We start from the raw sequence: 17,225 nt of genomic DNA, 5'->3' as shown, positions 1-17,225 counted from the left end.
ACAGGCAGGGGCTTCGGCGTCTGCCTGGGCCGTGCGGCCTACTTCGCCTCGGCCTTCTGCAGCTCGGCGAGCTCCTCGTCGGACTCGCGGCCCGGCGTCGGAAGGTTGAACTTGGTGATCGCGAAGCGGAACACCGCGTAGTAGACCGCCGCGAAGCACAGACCGACCAGGGCCAGACCCCACGGGTTGGACGCGATGCCCAGGTTGAGCAGGAAGTCGATGGCGCCGGCCGAGAAGCCGAAACCGTCCTTCATGCCGAGCGCCCAGGTCAGCGCCATCGAGACACCGGTCAGCACCGCGTGGATCGCGTACAGGACCGGCGCGATGAACATGAAGGTGAACTCGATCGGCTCGGTCACACCGGTGACGAACGAGGTCAGCGCGAGGGAGAACATCATGCCGCCGACGACCTTGCGGCGCTCGGGACGGGCGCAGTGCACGATCGCGAGACAGGCAGCGGGGAGGGCGAACATCATGATCGGGAAGAAGCCGGTCATGAACTGTCCGGCGGTGGGGTCGCCGGCGAGGAAGCGGGCGATGTCGCCGCTCTTGCCCTCGTAGGACCCGGCCTGCAGCCACGGGAAGGAGTTCAGCAGGTGGTGCATGCCGACCGGGATCAGCGCGCGGTTGGCGACACCGAAGATGCCCGCGCCCACCGCGCCGGAGCCGACCAGCCACTCGCCGAGGTTGTGCAGACCGGTGCCGAGGACCGGCCAGATGTAACCGAAGACGACACCGAGGATCAGACCGGCGAACGCCGAGAGGATCGGAACGAGGCGGCGGCCGCCGAAGAAGCCGGCCCAGTCGGGCAGCTTGGTCCGGTAGAAGCGCTGGTAGAGCAGGGCGACGACGATGCCCATGACGACGCCGCCGAGGACGCCCGCGTCGACGGCCTTGTCGACCATGACGATCTTGCCGTCGGCGACGGTCGCTTCCTGGGGAAGGTTGCCGTCGGTGAACGTGCCGAGCACGGCCTTGAAGACCAGGTAACCGGTGACGGCCGCCAGCGCGGTGGAGCCGTCGGACTTCTTGGCGAACCCGATGGCGATACCGACGGCGAAGAGCAGGGCCATGTTGCCGAGAATGGCGTTGCCACCCGCGTACATGAATCCGGCGATCTTGTTGATGAAGTCCGGGAAGGACTCCTTGCCGAGCATGTCGCTGTTGCCGAGCCGGATGAGGAGCGCGGCGGCGGGCAGCACGGCGACGGGCAGCATCAGGCTGCGGCCGATGCGCTGCAGGACAGCCATCGCACCCGCGCCCGGCTTCTTCTTGTCCGCCTCAGGGGCGGCGCTGGCCGTGGACATCAACTTCCTCCAGTGGGCAAGGCGCCGCCGGAGGACATGACTACGGGGGAGGGCGGCGTCTCAGGGGAGAGCGGCCTATGGTCTGGACCGCATGGTCTACACCATTAAGTGGTGTAGACCTGTTGTAGCACGGTGAGGGTTGGATAAGAAACCTGCGAATTTTCCGGACCGGGTAACGATCCGGACAACGCACGCGAAGACCCCCGGACCGTCGCGGTCCAGGGGCCCTTCGAACGGCGGGTGCGGGCAGCGCCGGCGGCTACTTCGTGGCCTCACGCTCCATCTCCTCCTGGAGCTCCTCCGGCTCCCGTCCCGGTGTAGGAATGTTGAACAAAGTGATCGCCAGCCGGAAGACGACGTAATAGATCACCGCGAAACACGCGCCGATCGGCAGGATCAGCCATGGCTTCGTGCCCAGGTGCCAGTTCACGATGTAGTCGATCAGGCCCGCCGAGAAACTGAACCCCGCATGCGCACCCAGCGCCCAGGTGATCGCCATCGAAGCGCCGGTCAGCAAGGCGTGCAGCCCGTACAGCAAGGGCGCCACGAACATGAACGAGAACTCGATCGGCTCCGTCACCCCGGTCACGAAGGACGTCAGGGCGACCGAGAACATCAGGCCGCCCACCCGCTTGCGGTGTTCCGGGCGCGCGCAGTGGGTGATGGCCAGGGCGGCCGCGGGAAGGCCGAACATCATGATGGGGAAGAAGCCGGACATGAACAGGCCGGCGTCTGGGTCGCCCGCGAAGAAGCGGGTCAGGTCTCCCTGGACCACCTTGCCGTCCGCCGCCTGGTACTCGCCCGCCTGGAACCAGAAGAAGGTGTTCAGGAACTGGTGCATGCCGATCGGGATCAGCAGCCGGTTCGCGACACCGAAGATGCCCGCACCCCACGCGCCCAGGTCGATCAGCTGCCGCGAGAAGGCGGTGAGCGCGTCGCCGACCGGATCCCACAGCAGCCCGAACAGCACCCCCAGCACACAGCACAGGAACGCCATGATGATCGGAACGAGCCGGCGGCCGTTGAAGAAGCCGAGCCAGTCGACCAGCCGGGTGCGGTGGTAGCGCTGCCAGACGACGGCCGTCAGCAGGCCGATCAGGATGCCGCCGAGGACGCCCGGGTTCTGCGGGGTGCCCTCCGGCATCTGCGCGGTCACCGAGCCGTCGACCGGGAACGCCTTGAGCACGCTGTAGTAGACGAGGAAGCCCGCGACCGCCGCCAGCGCGGTCGAACCGTCGGACTTCTTCGCGAAACCGATCGCGACCCCGATGCAGAACAACAGGGGCAGCCCCAAACTGCCGTCGAGGATGCCGCCCCCGCCTCCGATCAGGACCTGCGACGTCTTGTCCCAGAACGGGCCGTCGAGATACGCCTCGAACAGGCGCCCCAGGCTCACCAGCAGACCGGCCGCGGGCAGCACGGCGACCGGGAGCTGAAGGCTGCGGCCGACCTTCTGGAGTCCCTGGAAGAGGCTGTTCCACCACTTCTTCCGCGGCGCGGCCGCGCTCTCGGAGCTCATCGGGGTCCTCCCGGAAACACGCCTCGTTTGGCAGGTGTTGCAGACTGGTGTAGACCAGTCGCGGTACGGTCCCGGAGCCCGGTCGCACGACAGGGCGCCGGCGATCGTCATCTTTCGGTACAAGACGGTTACTCGCCCGTGAAGATGGGCCAACCGTGCGTTACCGTGACAAACCCGGCCTACGGTGGGCCGGGGAGGCAGCCCGAGGCGGTGAGCCGGGAACAGCGCTCAACGCTCCGAACGCAGGGAGAAAGACATGGCCAGCAAGGCTGAGAAGATCGTCGCCGGGCTCGGCGGAATCGACAACATCGAGGAGATCGAGGGCTGCATCACCCGCCTGCGCACCGAAGTCGCCGACCCCGCGCTCGTCGACGAGGCCGCGCTCAAGGCCGCCGGCGCCCACGGCGTCGTCAAGATGGGCACCGCCATCCAGGTCGTCATCGGAACCGACGCCGACCCGATCGCCGCCGACATCGAAGACATGATGTGAGCTGACGCCTCACCCACCCCGCACCACGAGGGGCCTGATTCCGACCGACCGGAACGGGCCCCTCACCCGTCTGCCGATAGGCTCGGCAGCATGTCTCGAATCGACGGCCGCACCCCCGAACAGCTCCGCCCGGTCACCATCGAACGCGGATGGAGCAAGCACGCCGAGGGCTCCGTCCTCATCTCCTTCGGAGACACCAAGGTCTTCTGCACCGCATCCTTCACCGAAGGCGTCCCCCGCTGGCGCAAGGGCAGCGGCGAAGGCTGGGTCACCTCCGAGTACTCGATGCTGCCCCGCTCCACCAACACCCGCGGCGACCGCGAATCCGTCCGCGGCAAGATCGGCGGCCGCACCCACGAGATCAGCCGGCTCATCGGCCGCTCCCTGCGCGCCGTCATCGACTACAAGGCCCTCGGCGAGAACACCGTCGTCCTCGACTGCGACGTCCTCCAGGCCGACGGAGGCACCCGCACCGCCGCCATCACCGGCGCCTACGTCGCCCTCGCCGACGCCGTCGCCTGGGCGCAGACCAAGAAACTCGTCAAGGCCGGCCGCAAGCCCCTCATCGGCACCGTCGCCGCCGTCAGCGTCGGCATCGTCGACGGCACCCCCCTCCTCGACCTCTGCTACGAGGAGGACGTCCGCGCCGAGACCGACATGAACGTCGTCTGCACCGGAGACGGCCGCTTCGTCGAGGTCCAGGGCACGGCCGAGGCCGAGCCCTTCGACCGCAAGGAGCTCAACGCCCTCCTCGACCTCGCCACCGGCGGCTGCGCCGACCTCGCCGCCCTCCAGGTCGAGGCCCTCGGCCGCTCCGCAGAGTAAAGAAGCAACCAAGAACGCCCCCACGGGCGTCGTTGTACACACGGGCGCACGGGCCGAACCGTGCGCCCGTCCGTTGACCGGGGAGGACCCTTCCGAATGTCTGCGCGCCGCCGCACCGCACTCACCATCGCCGCCGCTGCCCTCATCCTGCCCGCCGCCGTCGGCTGCGGCGCCCTCGACAAGGCACTCGACTGCGTCGAGACCGCCGACGCCATAGCCACCAGCGTCAACAAGCTCCAGGAGGCCGTCTCCACCGCCACCGAGGACCCCACGAAGGCCCGCGAAGCGCTCGACGACATCGACCGCGAACTCGACAGCCTCGGCGACAAGTCCGACAACGCCGACCTCGGCAAGGCCGTCGACGACCTCGGCGCCGGCGTAGACAACGTCCGCAAGTCCATCGAGAGCGGCGACGCCACCCCCGACATCAGCCCCGTCACGGACGCGGCCACCGAGATCGGCAAGGTCTGCACCCCCGGATAATCGAGCCATGACCCGACTGATCCTCGCCACCCGCAACACCGGAAAGATCACCGAACTCAGGGCCATCCTCGCCGACGCCGGTCTCACCCACGACCTCGTCGGCGCGGACGCCTACCCGGAGGTCCCCGACGTCAAGGAAACCGGCGTCACCTTCGCCGAGAACGCCCTCCTCAAGGCCCACGCCCTCGCCAGGGCCACCGGCCTGCCCGCCGTCGCCGACGACTCCGGCCTCTGCGTCGACGTCCTCGGCGGCGCGCCCGGCATCTTCTCGGCCCGGTGGGCCGGCCGCCACGGCGACGACCGGGCCAACCTCGGACTGCTGCTCGCCCAGCTCGCCGACATCGACACCCCCCACCGCGGCGCCCACTTCGCCTGCGCGGCCGCCCTCGCTCTCCCGGACGGCACGGAACGCGTCGTGGAAGGCCGCCTGACCGGCACCCTCCGCCGCTCCCCCGAGGGCACGAACGGCTTCGGCTACGACCCGATCCTCCAGCCCGACGGCGAGTCGCGTACCTGCGCGGAACTGACCCCGGCGGAGAAGAACGCGATCAGCCACCGCGGCAAGGCCTTCCGGGCACTCGTCCCGGTGGTCAAGGAACTGCTGGGCTGAGGGGCTGCGGAAAGGGCGAAGGGGCCGCTCGACTTTGTGAGCGGCCCCTCTCTGGTGCGGCCGGTGGGACTCGAACCCACATGGGAATACTCCCAGGTGCCCCTAAAACACCCGCTTATGCCAATTCAGCAACGGCCGCGAGCCGCAGCCATCGTAGCGGGCGCCTGCCGTTCATGGCGCGGACGCCGGCACATGCTTGCGTGCCTTGCCGCCCCGGCACCACGTCGTCGTGACCGCGTGGCAGTTGGGACACAACAACCGGAGGTTCTCACGACGGTCGTCCCGGCAATCGCCGTTGATGTGATCGACCTCGAGCGTCATTGGCCGACCGAACCATGCAGGGCCGGTCCCGCATCCGTCACACAACTCGGGGACGCCGCTCTCGCTCAGGGCGCGACGCAGCAGCGCTGTCTTCGTGCGGTGTCCGGCGTGGCGCCTGACCAGGATCTCCGCCGCTGGCTTTGCCGCCGTGCCGGGCTTTCCCTTCTGATGTGCCTGCCCGAGAAAGTGCGATGTGTCGATTCCGTACTCGGCGACCAGCTGACGGAACTGCGCTCGCAGCCTGGTGTTGTCGGGGCGTTGAAGGACACGCAGCGCACCCGCCACGGAAGTCGACTGCGACACTGCGGCCCGCACCTCGTCGGGCCCGGGAGGGAGCTTGGCCCCGTGAGGCCCGCGGCGTGGTCGTGGGAAGTGCGACACATCGATGCCGTAGTGCTCGAAACGCCTGAGCAGGTGGCGCTGCAGCTTCTCGTACGGCTGTGTGCCGAGGAAGGCGATCACCTCGTCGATGTCGGCGCAGGCTTCAGCTGCTGCGGCGAGTAGCTCGCGCGTGTACCGGCGGGCTCCGGTCACGTGCCCACGCCCGTTTCTCCTGCTTCTCGCCGGGCCGTCTTCGGCCGAGACTTCGCTCTGCCCCGATACGTGTCGGTCGCCGAGTGGCAGTTCGGGCACAGAAGGCGCAGGTTCTCCAGCCTGTTGTTCCGCCAGTCCCCGTCCACATGGTCCACCTCCAGCGGCAGAGGGCGGCCCTGCCACAGCGGCTCGGTGCCGCAGAGCGCGCAGCGCTCAGGCACTCCGAGTGTGGCCATGGCGCCGTGCAGCCGCTCGCTCGGAATGCGTCGGGCACTGCCCGGGTGCTGTATCGACAGCAGCGATTGCGGTGTCCGGCGTGATCTGGCTTCGCCGGCGCGGGCGGGCGGTACGAAGTGCGACGTGTCGAGGCCGAGAGCTTTGACGCGACGGCTGATATGGGTGTGGTTGCCACCCACTACATCGAGTCCGAGCCGCCTCAGCACGTCGCACATGCTCGTGGACGCGGCGACAACGGGCGCGAGAACCTCCTGCGTCCACCGGACGCCCTCCCGCTCGAAGTGCGACGTGTCCGTCCCCATCCGTCGCATGCGCCTGAGGACGTAGCGGCGCGTAGAACTCTTCGGGTCCACCCCCAGCTTCACCAGTGCCTCACTCAGCGTCCGTGATGATCCCGCCGCCTCGGCCAGACGCTCTCGCGTGTACGGACTCGCCGGCATCGTCCCCTCCGTCCCGGCCGCGTGATCGCCTGTTCGCGGCCTCGTACGGAGTAACGAACCGACTATCGGACGGTCACGTCCGCAAAACGGAATGCCCCGTTCCGCTTGCTGTGGGGCGGGCCGGTCCGAGGGGGTTTCAGAACTTGGGGTCCGGGGCCTGGGCCAGGACCATTTCGGCGGCCTCTTCCTTGGAGGACACCGACGGCGGGGAGCCGTCCAGGGGCTTCTGGGCGGTCTCCTTCATGCAGGCGACCGCGATCACCCCGACCAGGGCCGCCGCCATCGAGTAGTACGCGGGCATCATGTTGCTGCCGGTGAGGCTGATCAGGGCCGTGATGACGAGCGGCGTCGTGCCGCCGAACAGCGAGGCGGAGAGGTTGTAGCCGACCGACAGTGACCCGTACCGGACATGGGTCGGGAACATGGCCGGGAGGGCCGCGGACATCGTGCCCAGCAGGCAGACCAGCGACAGGCCGAGCATCAGCATCCCCGCGCTGATCGCCGGGATGCCCCCCTGGCCGATCAGGAGCGCGGGGGCCGAGAGGAACAGGAAGCCGAGCATGCCGGCCATCAGCAGCGGCTTGCGGCCGAAGTGGTCGTTGAGGCGGCCCACCTGGTTGATGAGCAGCATCAGGACGGCCATGACGCTGATGAGGATGATCAGCCCGTGGGTCTCGCTGTAGCCGAGCTCGTCGGACAAATACGTCGGCATGTACGACAGCAGCATGTAGTCGGTGATGTTGTACGCGCCGACGAGGGCGATGCACAGGATCAGCGTCGGCCAGTACGTGCGGAAGATGTCGGCGAGGTCGCCCGTGGCCGTCGTCTCGAGGTGGACGGCGGTGTTCTCGGGGGCGCGGGCGGACTCCGCTTCGAGCTTCTGGAAGGCGGGGGTCTCGTCGAGTTTGAGCCGCAGGTAGACGCCGACGAGGCCCAGGGGCGCGGCGACGAGGAAGGGCACCCGCCAGCCCCAGGCCTCCATGGTGTCGCTGCCGAGCCATGCGGTGAGGACGGTCACCAGGCCGGCCGCGCCGACGTAGCCGGCGAGGGTGCCGAGTTCGAGGAAGCTGCCGAAGAAGCCGCGTCGTCTGTCGGGGGCGTACTCGGCGATGAAGGTGGACGCGCCGCCGCCGTATTCGCCGCCCGTGGAGAAGCCCTGGACGAGGCGGAACAGGATCAGCAGGGCCGGGGCCCAGAAGCCGATGCTGGCGTACGAAGGGATCAGGCCGATGGCGCCGGTGCCGATCGCCATGAGGATCATGGTCGCGGCGAGCACCTTCTTGCGGCCGATCTTGTCACCCAGAGGGCCGAACACCATTCCGCCGAGCGGGCGAACGAGGAAGGCGACGGCGAAGGTCGCGAAGGACGAGAGGAGTTGGACGGTGTCGTTTCCCGGAGGGAAGAAGACGTGGCCGATGGTGACGGCCAGGTAGCTGTAGATCCCGAAGTCGAACCACTCCATGGCATTGCCGAGCGAGGCGGCCTTGACGGCCCGTTTGACCGTTGCTTCGTCGGTGACGGTGATGTCCGTGCGCCGTAGCCTGGGGTTTCTCCGCTGTTCGATGGTGCGGAAGAGTACGGGGTGGCGTTTGACCGCCGCGGGATCGGCCGGGTGCTCCTGGCCGTTATCGGCCATGGCCAAGTTTCCTTTCCTGGACTCCTGTTCCAAGAAAATCGTCCGCTCGATCGGGACAACCGCAAACCGAAGTCCCGGGCCGACGGGACTTCGGTCACCACATGTGCGGGGCGGCGAAAGGCCGGTGGTCGGTCAGATGCCGAGATCCTTGATGATCTTGGCGACGTGACCGGTCGCCTTGACGTTGTACAGGGCTCGCTCGACCTTGCCGTCCTCGTCGACGACGACAGTGGAACGGATCACACCGGTCACCGTCTTGCCGTAGAGCTTCTTCTCGCCGAAGGCGCCGTACGCGGTCAGGACCTCCTTGGAGGGGTCGCCGACGAGCGTGACCTTGAGGTCCTCCTTCTCGCGGAACTTGGCGAGCTTCTCCGGCTTGTCCGGCGACACGCCGATGACGTCGTAGCCGGCGCCGGCCAGCAGCTCGAGGTTGTCGGTGAAGTCGCAGGCCTGCTTGGTGCAGCCGGGGGTGAGGGCGGCGGGGTAGAAGTACACGATCACCTTGCGGCCCTTGTGGTCGGCGAGCGAGACCTCGTTGCCGTCGGCGTCGGGCAGGGTGAAGGCGGGGGCGGTGTCGCCGGGCTGGAGTCGCTCGCTCATGGTTCTCCTCGGTGGACTGCGGTGCACTCGGTGGTATCGCTGGTGTCGGGGTGTACGGCGTCGAGGGTAATGGGGGTGCCGCCGGGTGCGGTCGCGGCCGAGCTGACAGACTGTCGACGAAGGACTACCGGACACGACCACGGAGGCAGCGCGGTGTCGGATGCCAGGACCCCTGCGCAGATCGAGGCGGACATCGTCCGCAGGCGCGAGCGGCTCGCGGAGACGCTCGACGAGATCGGTGTGCGTGTGCACCCGAAGACGGTCATCGGTGACGCGAAGGCCAAGGTCGCCGGGACGGTGGACCGGACGGCCGGGCGGGCGTTCGTCGCGGTGAACCGGACCGTCTCGGACGTGAAGGAGAAGTTCGTGTCCGAGGACGGGTCGCCGAGGCTGGAGCGGGTGGTGCCGGTGGCGCTGGTGGCGGTCGGTCTCGTGGGCCTGCTCGCGATGTCGGCGCGCAGGCGCCGTTCGTGACCCTGCGGCGTACGGGAGGCGCTCGGGCAGGTAGGTTCGTCGTGTGAGCGCCAACAGCCATGAGCACAGCCCCCAGCACGGCCCCCAGCACGACAAGCTGCCCATCCGGATGCTGCACGACCGGGTCCTGGTGAGGACCGATATTCCGGAGGGCGAGCGGCGTTCCAGCGGGGGCATCGTGATCCCGGCGACCGCGGCGGTGGGCCGGCGTCTGGCCTGGGCCGAGGTGGTCGCGGTCGGGCAGAGCGTGCGGACGGTGGAGCCGGGGGACCGGGTGCTGTACGACCCGGAGGACCGGGCCGAGGTCGAGGTGCGGGGCGTGGCGTACGTGCTGATGCGGGAGCGGGATCTGCACGCGGTGGCGGCGGACCGTTTCCAGGAGTCGGAGGACTCCACGGGGCTGTATCTGTAGCAGTGGCGGAAGGGCTGGTGGCCGAGGTCACCGGCCCTTTGTGCTGCCCGGTGGGCGGGTGGCTTGCTACGTTGGCAGGACCCCGACGAGACGCGCCGTACCGGGCAGGAAAAGACGACGCCCCCGTAGTCGTTCGCGTTGTTCCGCGTGTCGGAGGTGCCGTCATGGCCTGGGTCCTGCTGGTTGTCGCCGGTCTGCTCGAGGTGGGCTGGTCGATCGGGATGAAGTTCACCGAGGGGTTCACCCGGCTGTGGCCGAGCGTGTTCACGGGTGCCGGGATCGTCGCGAGCATGCTGCTGCTGTCGTACGCGGCGAAGTCCCTGCCGATCGGTACGGCGTACGGGGTGTGGGTCGGTATCGGGGCGGCGGGTGCGGCCGTGGTCGGCATGCTGGTGCTGAACGAGCCGGTGACCGCCGCCCGGATCTTCTTCGTGTGTCTGTTGCTGGTCGCGGTGGTCGGTCTGAAGGCGACGTCGGGTCACTGAGTCCGGCCGGCCGGCCTGGCGGGCTCCGCCGGTGCGGATGGTGCCGCCGGCGGGAGTGCGGCCGTGGGCAGGGCCCCGCCGGTGCCGGGTCCGGCCGGTGTGCCGTCGCCGGCCGGCCGTCCGGGGGATGTCCCGGGAGCGCCGGGGGGCCGGCTGGTGCCGGGCAGTCCGCCGCCGGAGCCGTACGGGCCGCTGTCGCGGCCTTCGCCGGCCTGCTCGTCCGGGTTGCGGGGCCGGAAGACGTCCTCGGGGTCGCCCGAGTCGCCCCGGTCGTCGGGGTCGCGCCGCTCGGGCGGCGGGTCGTCCGCGCCGGGCGCGAGCTGCAGTTCGAAGTCCCGGACCTCGGAGCCTTCGAGGGCGGCGGCGGTGTACTGCCCCCAGATCTCGGCGGGTGCGCCGCCGCCGTTGATGCGTGGCATGCCGAGCGCCCCGTACAGCGATGTCTGGGTGCCGGTCTTCGGGTTCTGTCCCATGACGGCGACGACGGTGGCGAGTGACGGGGTGTAGCCGGCGAACCAGGCGGCCCGGTCCTCCTCCGCGGTGCCGGTCTTGCCTGCGGCGGGCCGGCCGGCGGACTGGGCGGCGGAGCCGGTGCCGCCGTCGACGACGCCGCGCAGGATGTAGGTGGTGGTGTCGGCGGCCTCGCGGCTGACGGCCTGCACGGTGCGGCGCTCGGGGAGCGCGATGTCGACGCCGTTCTTGCTGATCTCCTCGACGAGTGTGTACGGGGTGTGCTTGCCGTGGTTGGCGAGGCTGGCGTACGCGCCGGTCATGTCGAGGACGCTGGCGGTGGCCGGGCCGAGTGCGATGGACGGGGAGGGGCTCAGGTCGGGGGTGGTGCTGGGCAGGCCGAGGGCGATGGCGGTGTGCATGACGCGGGCGGGGCCGACGTCGACGGCCATCTGTGCGAAGACGGCGTTGACGGAGTTGTCGGCGGCCTCGCGGACGGTGATGGGGCCGTACGAGACGTCGTCCTCGTTCTCGGGGGCGTAGCGGGGGCCGTCCCAGCCCTGGACGGGGCGTTTGCTGTCGCCGACGTAGATGGCGTTGGGGGAGATGGGCCGCCGTTCCTGGGTGAGGGAGTGGTTCTCGACGGCGGAGGCGAAGACGAACGGCTTGAAGGTGGAGCCGACCTGGTAGTCGCGCCGGGTGGCGTTGTTGACGTACTGCTTGGTGTAGTCGATGCCGCCGTACATGGCGACGACCTTGCCGGTGTCCGGTTCGATGGAGACGCCGCCGACGCGGACGTCGCGGTCGGCCTCGCGTTCGCTGTCGAGCTTGGACATCACCCGGTCGTCGACGGCGGCGACGAGCGCGTCCTGTCTGGGGCGCTGGAGTGTGGTGGTGATGCGGTGGCCGCCGGTGGCGAGGGTCTGCTCGTCGAGGATGCCGCGGGCGTCGAGGTGGTCCTTGACGGCCTGCACGATGTAGCCGCCCTGCCCGGACAGGCCGCTGGAGGGCTTCGCCTGACGGGGCATGGGGAATGTCAGGGCGTCCCGCTCCTCGCGGCTGAGCCAGTTCTCCTTCACCATGCCGCCGAGCACGTAGTTCCAGCGGGCGAGCGCCGCCCTTTTCTTCTCGGGGTGGGTGGCGACGTCGTAGGCGTTGGGCGCGTTGAGGAGTCCGGCGAGGTAGGCCCCTTCGGCGACGTCGAGGTCCTCGACGTCCTTGCCGTAGTAGGCGTGGGCGGCGGCCTGGATGCCGTAGGCGTTGCGGCCGAAGTAGCTGGTGTTGAGGTAGCCCTCGAGGATTTCGCTCTTGCTCTGGTTGCGGCCGAGCTTGATGGCGATGAAGAACTCCTTCACCTTGCGGGTGACGGTCTGTTCCTGGCCGAGGTAGTAGTTCTTGACGTACTGCTGGGTGATGGTGGAGCCGGACTGCTTGCCCTTGCCGGTGACGGTGTTCCAGGCGGCGCGGACCATCGCCTGGGGATCGATGGCGGGTTCGCTGTAGAAGTCGCGGTCCTCCGCGGCGAGTACGGCATGCTGGACGGTGAGCGGGATCTTGTCGAGGGAGACGTTCTCGCGGTTGATGTCGCCGTCGCGGGCGATGTGGGTGCCGTCCGCGTAGAGGTAGACGTTGGTCTGGGCGGTGGCGGCGGCGTTGGCGGGCGGGATGTCGACGAGCAGGTAGCCGGTGACGAGCCCGCCGATGACGAGCAGCGATGCGACGAGCAGGCTGCCGAGCGTGACACGCCAGGTGGGGACGGCGCGGCGCCAGCCGGTGCGCCGGGGGCGGCGGGTGCGGGTCTTCCTCGCGACGGCCGTGGTCCCGACGGACCCGACGGTGCCTTCGGCGGCGCCGGGGCCGTCTGAGGAGTCGTCGGGGTCGTCGGGGTCGGGGCTGTCGGCGGCGTCGGCGTCCGTGCCGGGGTCCGCGTTCGTGCCGGGGTCCTGGTCGGCGTCGGGGTCCGTGCCGGCCTCGGGTTCCTGGCCCCCCTTGCCTGCGCCCATGTCGGCGTCCATGACGGCGCCCGGGTTTGCGCCCGGGGCCGTGCCTGTGTCCGTATCAGGGGCCTTGCCCTTGTCTCTCTTCCTGTCCTTCTTCTTCTCGTCCTTGTCGGACGGGCCGGCTGCCGTCGCGTCCCGGGGTGTCCAGCCCTGCTGCTGCGGCTCGTCGCTCATGAACACATACTGCACTTTTCATCCCGTTATCCCCCGTATTCGGGCGCTTCCGGCACCGGAAATCCCCTCGCGGTGGCCAGTCGCGGTGGGCTAGGGTCGTGCGCTTTGGTGCCGGGAACGGTCGCGGGGAGGGGAGTTGTCGTGCGGCTCTATGCGGTCGTCGCGGCGGGTGGGTTCCGGCGCTACGCGACGTACCGGGTGGCGACGGCGGCGGGGGTGTTCACCAACACCGTCTTCGGCTTCATCCTGGCGTACACCTATATCGCACTGTGGGACGAACGTCCGCAGCTCGGCGGATACGACCAGTCCCAGGCGCTCACCTATGTGTGGCTGGGCCAGGCACTGCTCATGACCTGCGCCATGATGGGCGGCGGTTTCGAGGACGAGCTGATCGAGCGCATCCGCACCGGTGACATCGCCATCGACCTCTACCGCCCGGCCGACCTCCAACTGTGGTGGCTGGCGGGCGACCTGGGCCGGGCCGCCTTCCACCTGCTGGGGCGGGGCATCGTGCCCATGGTGCTCGGCGCGATGGCCTTCGATCTGGCGCTGCCCGCCTCGCCGTTGACGTGGCTGGCCTTCCTGATGGCGGTGGCACTGGGCGTGGTGGTGAGCTTCGCGGTGCGGTTCCTGGTGGCGCTGTCGGCGTTCTGGCTGATGGACGGCGCCGGGGTGATGCAGATGTGCTGGCTGGCCGGCATGTTCTTCTCGGGGCTGCTGCTGCCGCTGAATCTCTTCCCCGGGCTGCTCGGCGAGGTGGCGAGGGCCCTGCCGTGGTCGTCGCTGCTGCAGGTCCCCGCCGATGTGTTCCTCGGCACGTACACGGGCTGGGGCCTGGTCAAGGCGTACGCCTTCCAGGGCGGCTGGGCGCTGGCGCTGCTGGCCGCCGGGCGGATGCTGCAGTCGGTGGCGACCCGCAGGGTGGTGGTCCAGGGTGGCTGACGCGCTGCGGGCGTACGGGCTGATCGTCGCGATGTGGGTGCGTTCCACGATGGCGTACCGGGCGTCGTTCGCGATGACGACCTTCGGGAACTTCGCCGCCACCGGTTTCGACTTCGTCGCGATCCTGCTGATGTTCTCGCACGTCGATGCGCTGGGCGGCTACACGCTGCCCGAGATCGCGTTCCTGTACGGGACCACCAGTACCGCCTTCGGCCTCGCCGACCTGGTGATGGGATCGATGGACCGGCTGGGGCGCCGCATACGGGACGGGACGCTCGACACCCTCCTCGTACGGCCGGTGCCGGTGCTCGCGCAGGTCGCCGCGGACCGGTTCGCGCTGCGCCGCCTCGGGCGGATCACACAGGGCCTGCTGGTGCTCACGTACGCGCTGGTGACCCTCGACATCGAATGGACGGCGGGGAAGGTGGCGATGATGCCGCTGATGCTGCTCTGCGGCGGTGCGATCTTCGCGTCGGTGTTCGTGGCGGGCGCGGCGTTCCAGTTCTTCGCACAGGACGCCGCCGAGGTGCAGAGCTCCTTCACGTACGGCGGGAACACCCTGCTCCAGTACCCGCCGTCGATTTTCGCCAAGGACCTGGTCCGCGGCGTGACGTTCGTCGTGCCGCTGGCCTTCGTCAACTGGGTGCCGTCGCTGTACGTGCTCGGCCGCGAGAACCCCATCGGCCTGCCCGGCTGGTTCGCGCTGCTGCCGCCCGTCGTCGCCGCCGGCTGTCTCGGGCTCGCCGCACTGGCCTGGCGGACCGGTCTCCGTTCGTACCGCAGCACCGGAAACTGAGGCAGAGGACACAGTGGATTTCATCGAACTCGACGGCGTGGAGAAGGTCTTCGACGTACGGCGCAAGGTGGGCCGGCTGCGCAGGGAGAAGCACCAGGTGCGGGCCGTGGACGGGATCAGCTTCACCGTCCCCCGCGGCCAGATGGTCGGCTACATCGGCCCGAACGGCGCCGGCAAGTCCACCACCATCAAGATGCTCACCGGCATCCTCACTCCCAGCGGCGGCTGGCTCCGGGTCGCGGGCATCGACCCGTCGAAGGAGCGGACACGGCTCGCACAGCGCATCGGCGTCGTCTTCGGGCAGCGCACCACACTCTGGTGGGACCTGCCGCTGCGCGACTCGTACCGGCTGATGCACCGCATGTACCGCATCCCCGATGCGGTGTTCCGGCAGAACATGGACCGCTGCGTCGAACTGCTCGACCTGGCGGCGCTGTTGGACGTGCCGGTGCGTCAGCTGTCCCTGGGGCAGCGGATGCGGGGCGACATCGCGGCCGCCCTCCTCCACAATCCCGAAGTGCTGTACCTCGACGAGCCCACCATCGGGCTCGACGTGATCTCCAAGGCTAAGGTCCGGGAGTTCCTGCGCGACCTGAACGCCGAGCGCGGCACGACGGTCCTGCTGACCACGCACGACCTGACCGACATCGAGCAGTTGTGCGAACGCGTGATGGTCATCGACCACGGACGGCTCATGTACGACGGGGCGCTCGCCGGGCTGCACGAGGTCGGCGAGAGCGAGCGCACCCTGGTGGTGGACCTGGAGCGGGAGCTGCCGCCCATCGAGCTCGAATCGGCGCGGACGCTGAAGGTGGAGGGCCCGCGGCAGTGGCTGGCGTTCCCCGCCTCGGCGTCGGCTGCGCCGCTGGTCGCGGCGCTGGCGGAACGGTATCCGCTGGTGGACCTGTCGGTGCGGGAGCCGGACATCGAAGCCGTGATTGCGAAGATGTACGCGGAGCGCCCGGTCTGACCGGCTCGTCCGACGAAATTCCGGGCCGGTTTGACTAGGCTGACTGTATGACGAGCGAACTCCCTGAGATGCGTGCCTCCGATGCCGAACGGGAGCGGGTCGCCGAACGGCTGCGCGACGCCGTCGCCGAGGGGCGGCTCGACATGGAGGAGTTCGACCAGCGCCTGGACGCGGCCTACCGGGCGCGCACGCATGGTGACTTGGAGCCGCTGGTACGGGACCTGCCTGCCCCGGCCGGCCCCGGCGCCACTGTCGCTCCCGTTTCCGGAGCGGCGCTGGACCGCGCCTCCTGGTCCGGGCGGATCGGCGCCCCGGCCACGTCGAGGGGCGCGTTCTCGTGCTGTGGCGGCTTCGGACGCCTCGGGAGCTGGACCATCGGCCGGAGGTTCACCGCGTTCACGCTGATGGGCGGCGGCGAGCTGGACCTGCGCGAGGCCCGCTTCGAGGACCGCGAGACCGTGATCGACTGCGTCGCGATCATGGGCGGCATCCAGGTCACCGTGCCGCCCGGCCTGAACGTGGAGGTCAGGGGCATCGGCCTGATGGGCGGCTTCGACGAACACGGCCGCGTCGACGCCGCCCCGGACCCCGCAGCGCCCCGCGTGATCATCAGGGGCGTGGCCCTGATGGGCGGGGTCGGTGTGGAGCGCAAGCTCACGCGGGCGGAGAAGCAGCGGCTGAAGGCGGAGCGCGAGCGGGAGCGGAAGCTCGCGAAGGGCGACGAGCGCAAGAAGCTGGGCGGCGCGTAGTCCCTCCCCGCACCGGGGGCTCCGCCCCCGGGCCCCTGGGCCACGATCTCCCCTCGGCCCGGCGGCCGTGGGAGGTACCCCCAGCAGGGCTGAGCGTGCCGGTCTACTCGGGGTTCCGCCCCGAGCCCCGCGCCTCAATGGCGGCGAGACTGGATGTGCCGCGCAGCGGCATTCCCAGCCCGGCCGGCGTTTGAGGCCACCGCGCGCAGCGCGGTACGCCGCCCGCAGGGCACGGCACCGGGCGTCCGGGGCGGAGCCGCGAACGCCGCCCGGAGGCGGACCGGCCGCGGGGCGGAGCCGCTAACGCCGCCTGCAGGGCACGGCACCGGGCGTCCGGGGCGGAGCCGCGAACGCCGCCCGGAGGCGGACCGGCCGCGGGGCGGAGCCGCTAACGCCGCCTGCAGGGCCCGGGCCCGGGGTCCGGGGCGGAGCCGCCGAACACCGCCCGCAGGCGGACCGGGGCCCTTGGGGCGGAGCCGCGAACGCCGCCCGCAGGGGGTCCGGCACCGGGCGTCCGGGGCGCAGCGCGGTACGCCGTCTGCAGGGGCACGGGCCTGGGGCGGAGCCCCGAGCACCGCCCGCTGGGCGGCCCCGGGGTCCCGGGGCGCGGCCCCGAACACCGCGTGAAGCGCGGTACGGGGCCCGCAGGCGGCGCAGCGCGGTACGCCGCCTGCAGGGCCCGCACCGGGGTCCTGGGGCGCAGCACGGTACGCCGTCCGCAGGGCGGGCACCGGGGTCGTGCCCCGAGCGCCGCGTGAAGCGCGGTACGGG

General features: G+C 69.9%; 17 protein-coding genes, 1 tRNA gene, 1 pseudogene and 1 riboswitch. Of the genes and pseudogenes, 11 read left to right on the top strand and 8 right to left on the bottom strand.

From position 1 onward, the window contains the following. Positions 1-38 precede the first annotated feature (38 nt). Together OGH68_RS13180 and OGH68_RS13175 are read right to left on the bottom strand one after the other, a co-directional pair. Entirely contained in the window at positions 39-1,307 is a 1,269-nt protein-coding gene (locus OGH68_RS13180; RefSeq protein WP_264243700.1) for a PTS transporter subunit EIIC, read from the bottom strand. Between the two features lie 259 nt (positions 1,308-1,566). Further along, entirely contained in the window at positions 1,567-2,826 is a 1,260-nt protein-coding gene (locus OGH68_RS13175; protein ID WP_264243698.1) for a PTS transporter subunit EIIC, read from the bottom strand. 250 nt (positions 2,827-3,076) lie between these two features. Here OGH68_RS13175 and OGH68_RS13170 point away from each other — a divergent pair. The 4 genes and pseudogenes from OGH68_RS13170 to rdgB all read left to right on the top strand — a co-directional run. After that, positions 3,077-3,316 (top strand): annotated as a pseudogene (locus OGH68_RS13170) (glucose PTS transporter subunit EIIB); the annotation flags it as partial. A 90-nt stretch (positions 3,317-3,406) separates the two neighbouring features. Continuing rightward, positions 3,407-4,141, top strand: coding sequence for a ribonuclease PH (gene rph / locus OGH68_RS13165; protein ID WP_264243696.1), 735 nt, complete (start codon positions 3,407-3,409; stop codon positions 4,139-4,141). A 96-nt stretch (positions 4,142-4,237) separates the two neighbouring features. Further along, the gene (locus tag OGH68_RS13160; RefSeq protein ID WP_264243693.1) at positions 4,238-4,624 is read left to right on the top strand and encodes a hypothetical protein; all 387 of its coding nucleotides are present in this window, start codon (positions 4,238-4,240) and stop codon (positions 4,622-4,624) included. A gap of 7 nt (positions 4,625-4,631) precedes the next feature. Then, positions 4,632-5,234, top strand: a complete 603-nt coding sequence (rdgB, locus tag OGH68_RS13155) for an RdgB/HAM1 family non-canonical purine NTP pyrophosphatase (protein WP_264243691.1) — start codon at positions 4,632-4,634, stop codon at positions 5,232-5,234. A 52-nt stretch (positions 5,235-5,286) separates the two neighbouring features. Here rdgB and OGH68_RS13150 read toward each other — a convergent pair. The 5 genes from OGH68_RS13150 to bcp all read right to left on the bottom strand — a co-directional run bounded on the left by OGH68_RS13150 (position 5,287) and on the right by bcp (position 9,002). After that, positions 5,287-5,373 (bottom strand) — tRNA-Leu (locus OGH68_RS13150). 32 nt (positions 5,374-5,405) lie between these two features. Continuing rightward, positions 5,406-6,089, bottom strand: coding sequence for an HNH endonuclease signature motif containing protein (locus OGH68_RS13145; RefSeq protein WP_264243688.1), 684 nt, complete (start codon positions 6,087-6,089; stop codon positions 5,406-5,408). Then, positions 6,086-6,766 (bottom strand): HNH endonuclease signature motif containing protein, encoded by a 681-nt coding sequence (locus OGH68_RS13140; RefSeq protein ID WP_264243686.1) that lies wholly within the window; start codon positions 6,764-6,766, stop codon positions 6,086-6,088. Before OGH68_RS13140 ends, OGH68_RS13145 begins: the two co-directional genes overlap by 4 nt. Positions 6,767-6,902: 136 nt before the next feature. Beyond that, positions 6,903-8,402, bottom strand: coding sequence for an MFS transporter (locus OGH68_RS13135; protein WP_264243684.1), 1,500 nt, complete (start codon positions 8,400-8,402; stop codon positions 6,903-6,905). 132 nt (positions 8,403-8,534) lie between these two features. Beyond that, entirely contained in the window at positions 8,535-9,002 is a 468-nt protein-coding gene (gene bcp, locus OGH68_RS13130; RefSeq protein WP_264243682.1) for a thioredoxin-dependent thiol peroxidase, read from the bottom strand. 153 nt (positions 9,003-9,155) lie between these two features. Between bcp and OGH68_RS13125 the strand changes: the two genes are divergently transcribed. The 3 genes from OGH68_RS13125 (at position 9,156) to OGH68_RS13115 (ending at position 10,373) form a co-directional block, all read left to right on the top strand. Next, complete coding sequence (locus tag OGH68_RS13125) at positions 9,156-9,476, top strand: DUF3618 domain-containing protein (RefSeq protein ID WP_264243680.1); 321 nt, start codon at positions 9,156-9,158, stop codon at positions 9,474-9,476. A 43-nt stretch (positions 9,477-9,519) separates the two neighbouring features. Further along, a complete protein-coding gene (locus OGH68_RS13120) occupies positions 9,520-9,888 on the top strand; it encodes a GroES family chaperonin (protein ID WP_264243678.1) in 369 nt (122 codons plus the stop codon). A gap of 57 nt (positions 9,889-9,945) precedes the next feature. Then, a riboswitch (guanidine-III (ykkC-III) riboswitch) is annotated at positions 9,946-10,012 on the top strand. A gap of 40 nt (positions 10,013-10,052) precedes the next feature. Continuing rightward, positions 10,053-10,373 (top strand): DMT family transporter, encoded by a 321-nt coding sequence (locus tag OGH68_RS13115; RefSeq protein WP_264243676.1) that lies wholly within the window; start codon positions 10,053-10,055, stop codon positions 10,371-10,373. Here the strand turns inward: OGH68_RS13115 and OGH68_RS13110 are convergent. Further along, entirely contained in the window at positions 10,367-12,997 is a 2,631-nt protein-coding gene (locus OGH68_RS13110) for a transglycosylase domain-containing protein (RefSeq protein ID WP_264243675.1), read from the bottom strand. The two genes, OGH68_RS13115 and OGH68_RS13110, sit on opposite strands and share 7 nt — an antisense overlap. A gap of 141 nt (positions 12,998-13,138) precedes the next feature. Between OGH68_RS13110 and OGH68_RS13105 the strand changes: the two genes are divergently transcribed. Genes OGH68_RS13105 through OGH68_RS13090 form a run of 4 tightly spaced genes read left to right on the top strand, consistent with a single transcriptional unit; the run spans position 13,139 to position 16,454 of the window. Continuing rightward, positions 13,139-13,939 carry an ABC transporter permease gene (locus OGH68_RS13105; protein ID WP_264243673.1) on the top strand — a complete coding sequence of 267 codons (801 nt, stop codon included), beginning with the start codon at positions 13,139-13,141 and terminating at the stop codon, positions 13,937-13,939. Between the two features lie 31 nt (positions 13,940-13,970). After that, positions 13,971-14,735 (top strand): ABC transporter permease, encoded by a 765-nt coding sequence (locus tag OGH68_RS13100; RefSeq protein ID WP_413471107.1) that lies wholly within the window; start codon positions 13,971-13,973, stop codon positions 14,733-14,735. Positions 14,736-14,748: 13 nt separating this feature from the next. Continuing rightward, on the top strand, positions 14,749-15,705 hold the full coding sequence (locus OGH68_RS13095; RefSeq protein ID WP_264243668.1) for an ATP-binding cassette domain-containing protein: 957 nt from the start codon (positions 14,749-14,751) through the stop codon (positions 15,703-15,705). Positions 15,706-15,752: 47 nt separating this feature from the next. After that, entirely contained in the window at positions 15,753-16,454 is a 702-nt protein-coding gene (locus tag OGH68_RS13090) for a DUF1707 domain-containing protein (RefSeq protein WP_264243666.1), read from the top strand. Positions 16,455-17,225 lie beyond the last annotated feature (771 nt).

Source organism: Streptomyces peucetius, assembly GCF_025854275.1.
GTDB lineage: Bacteria > Actinomycetota > Actinomycetes > Streptomycetales > Streptomycetaceae > Streptomyces > Streptomyces peucetius_A.
Note: the sequence above shows the minus strand (reverse complement) of the source record. Positions and strands in the feature narration are given on the sequence as shown.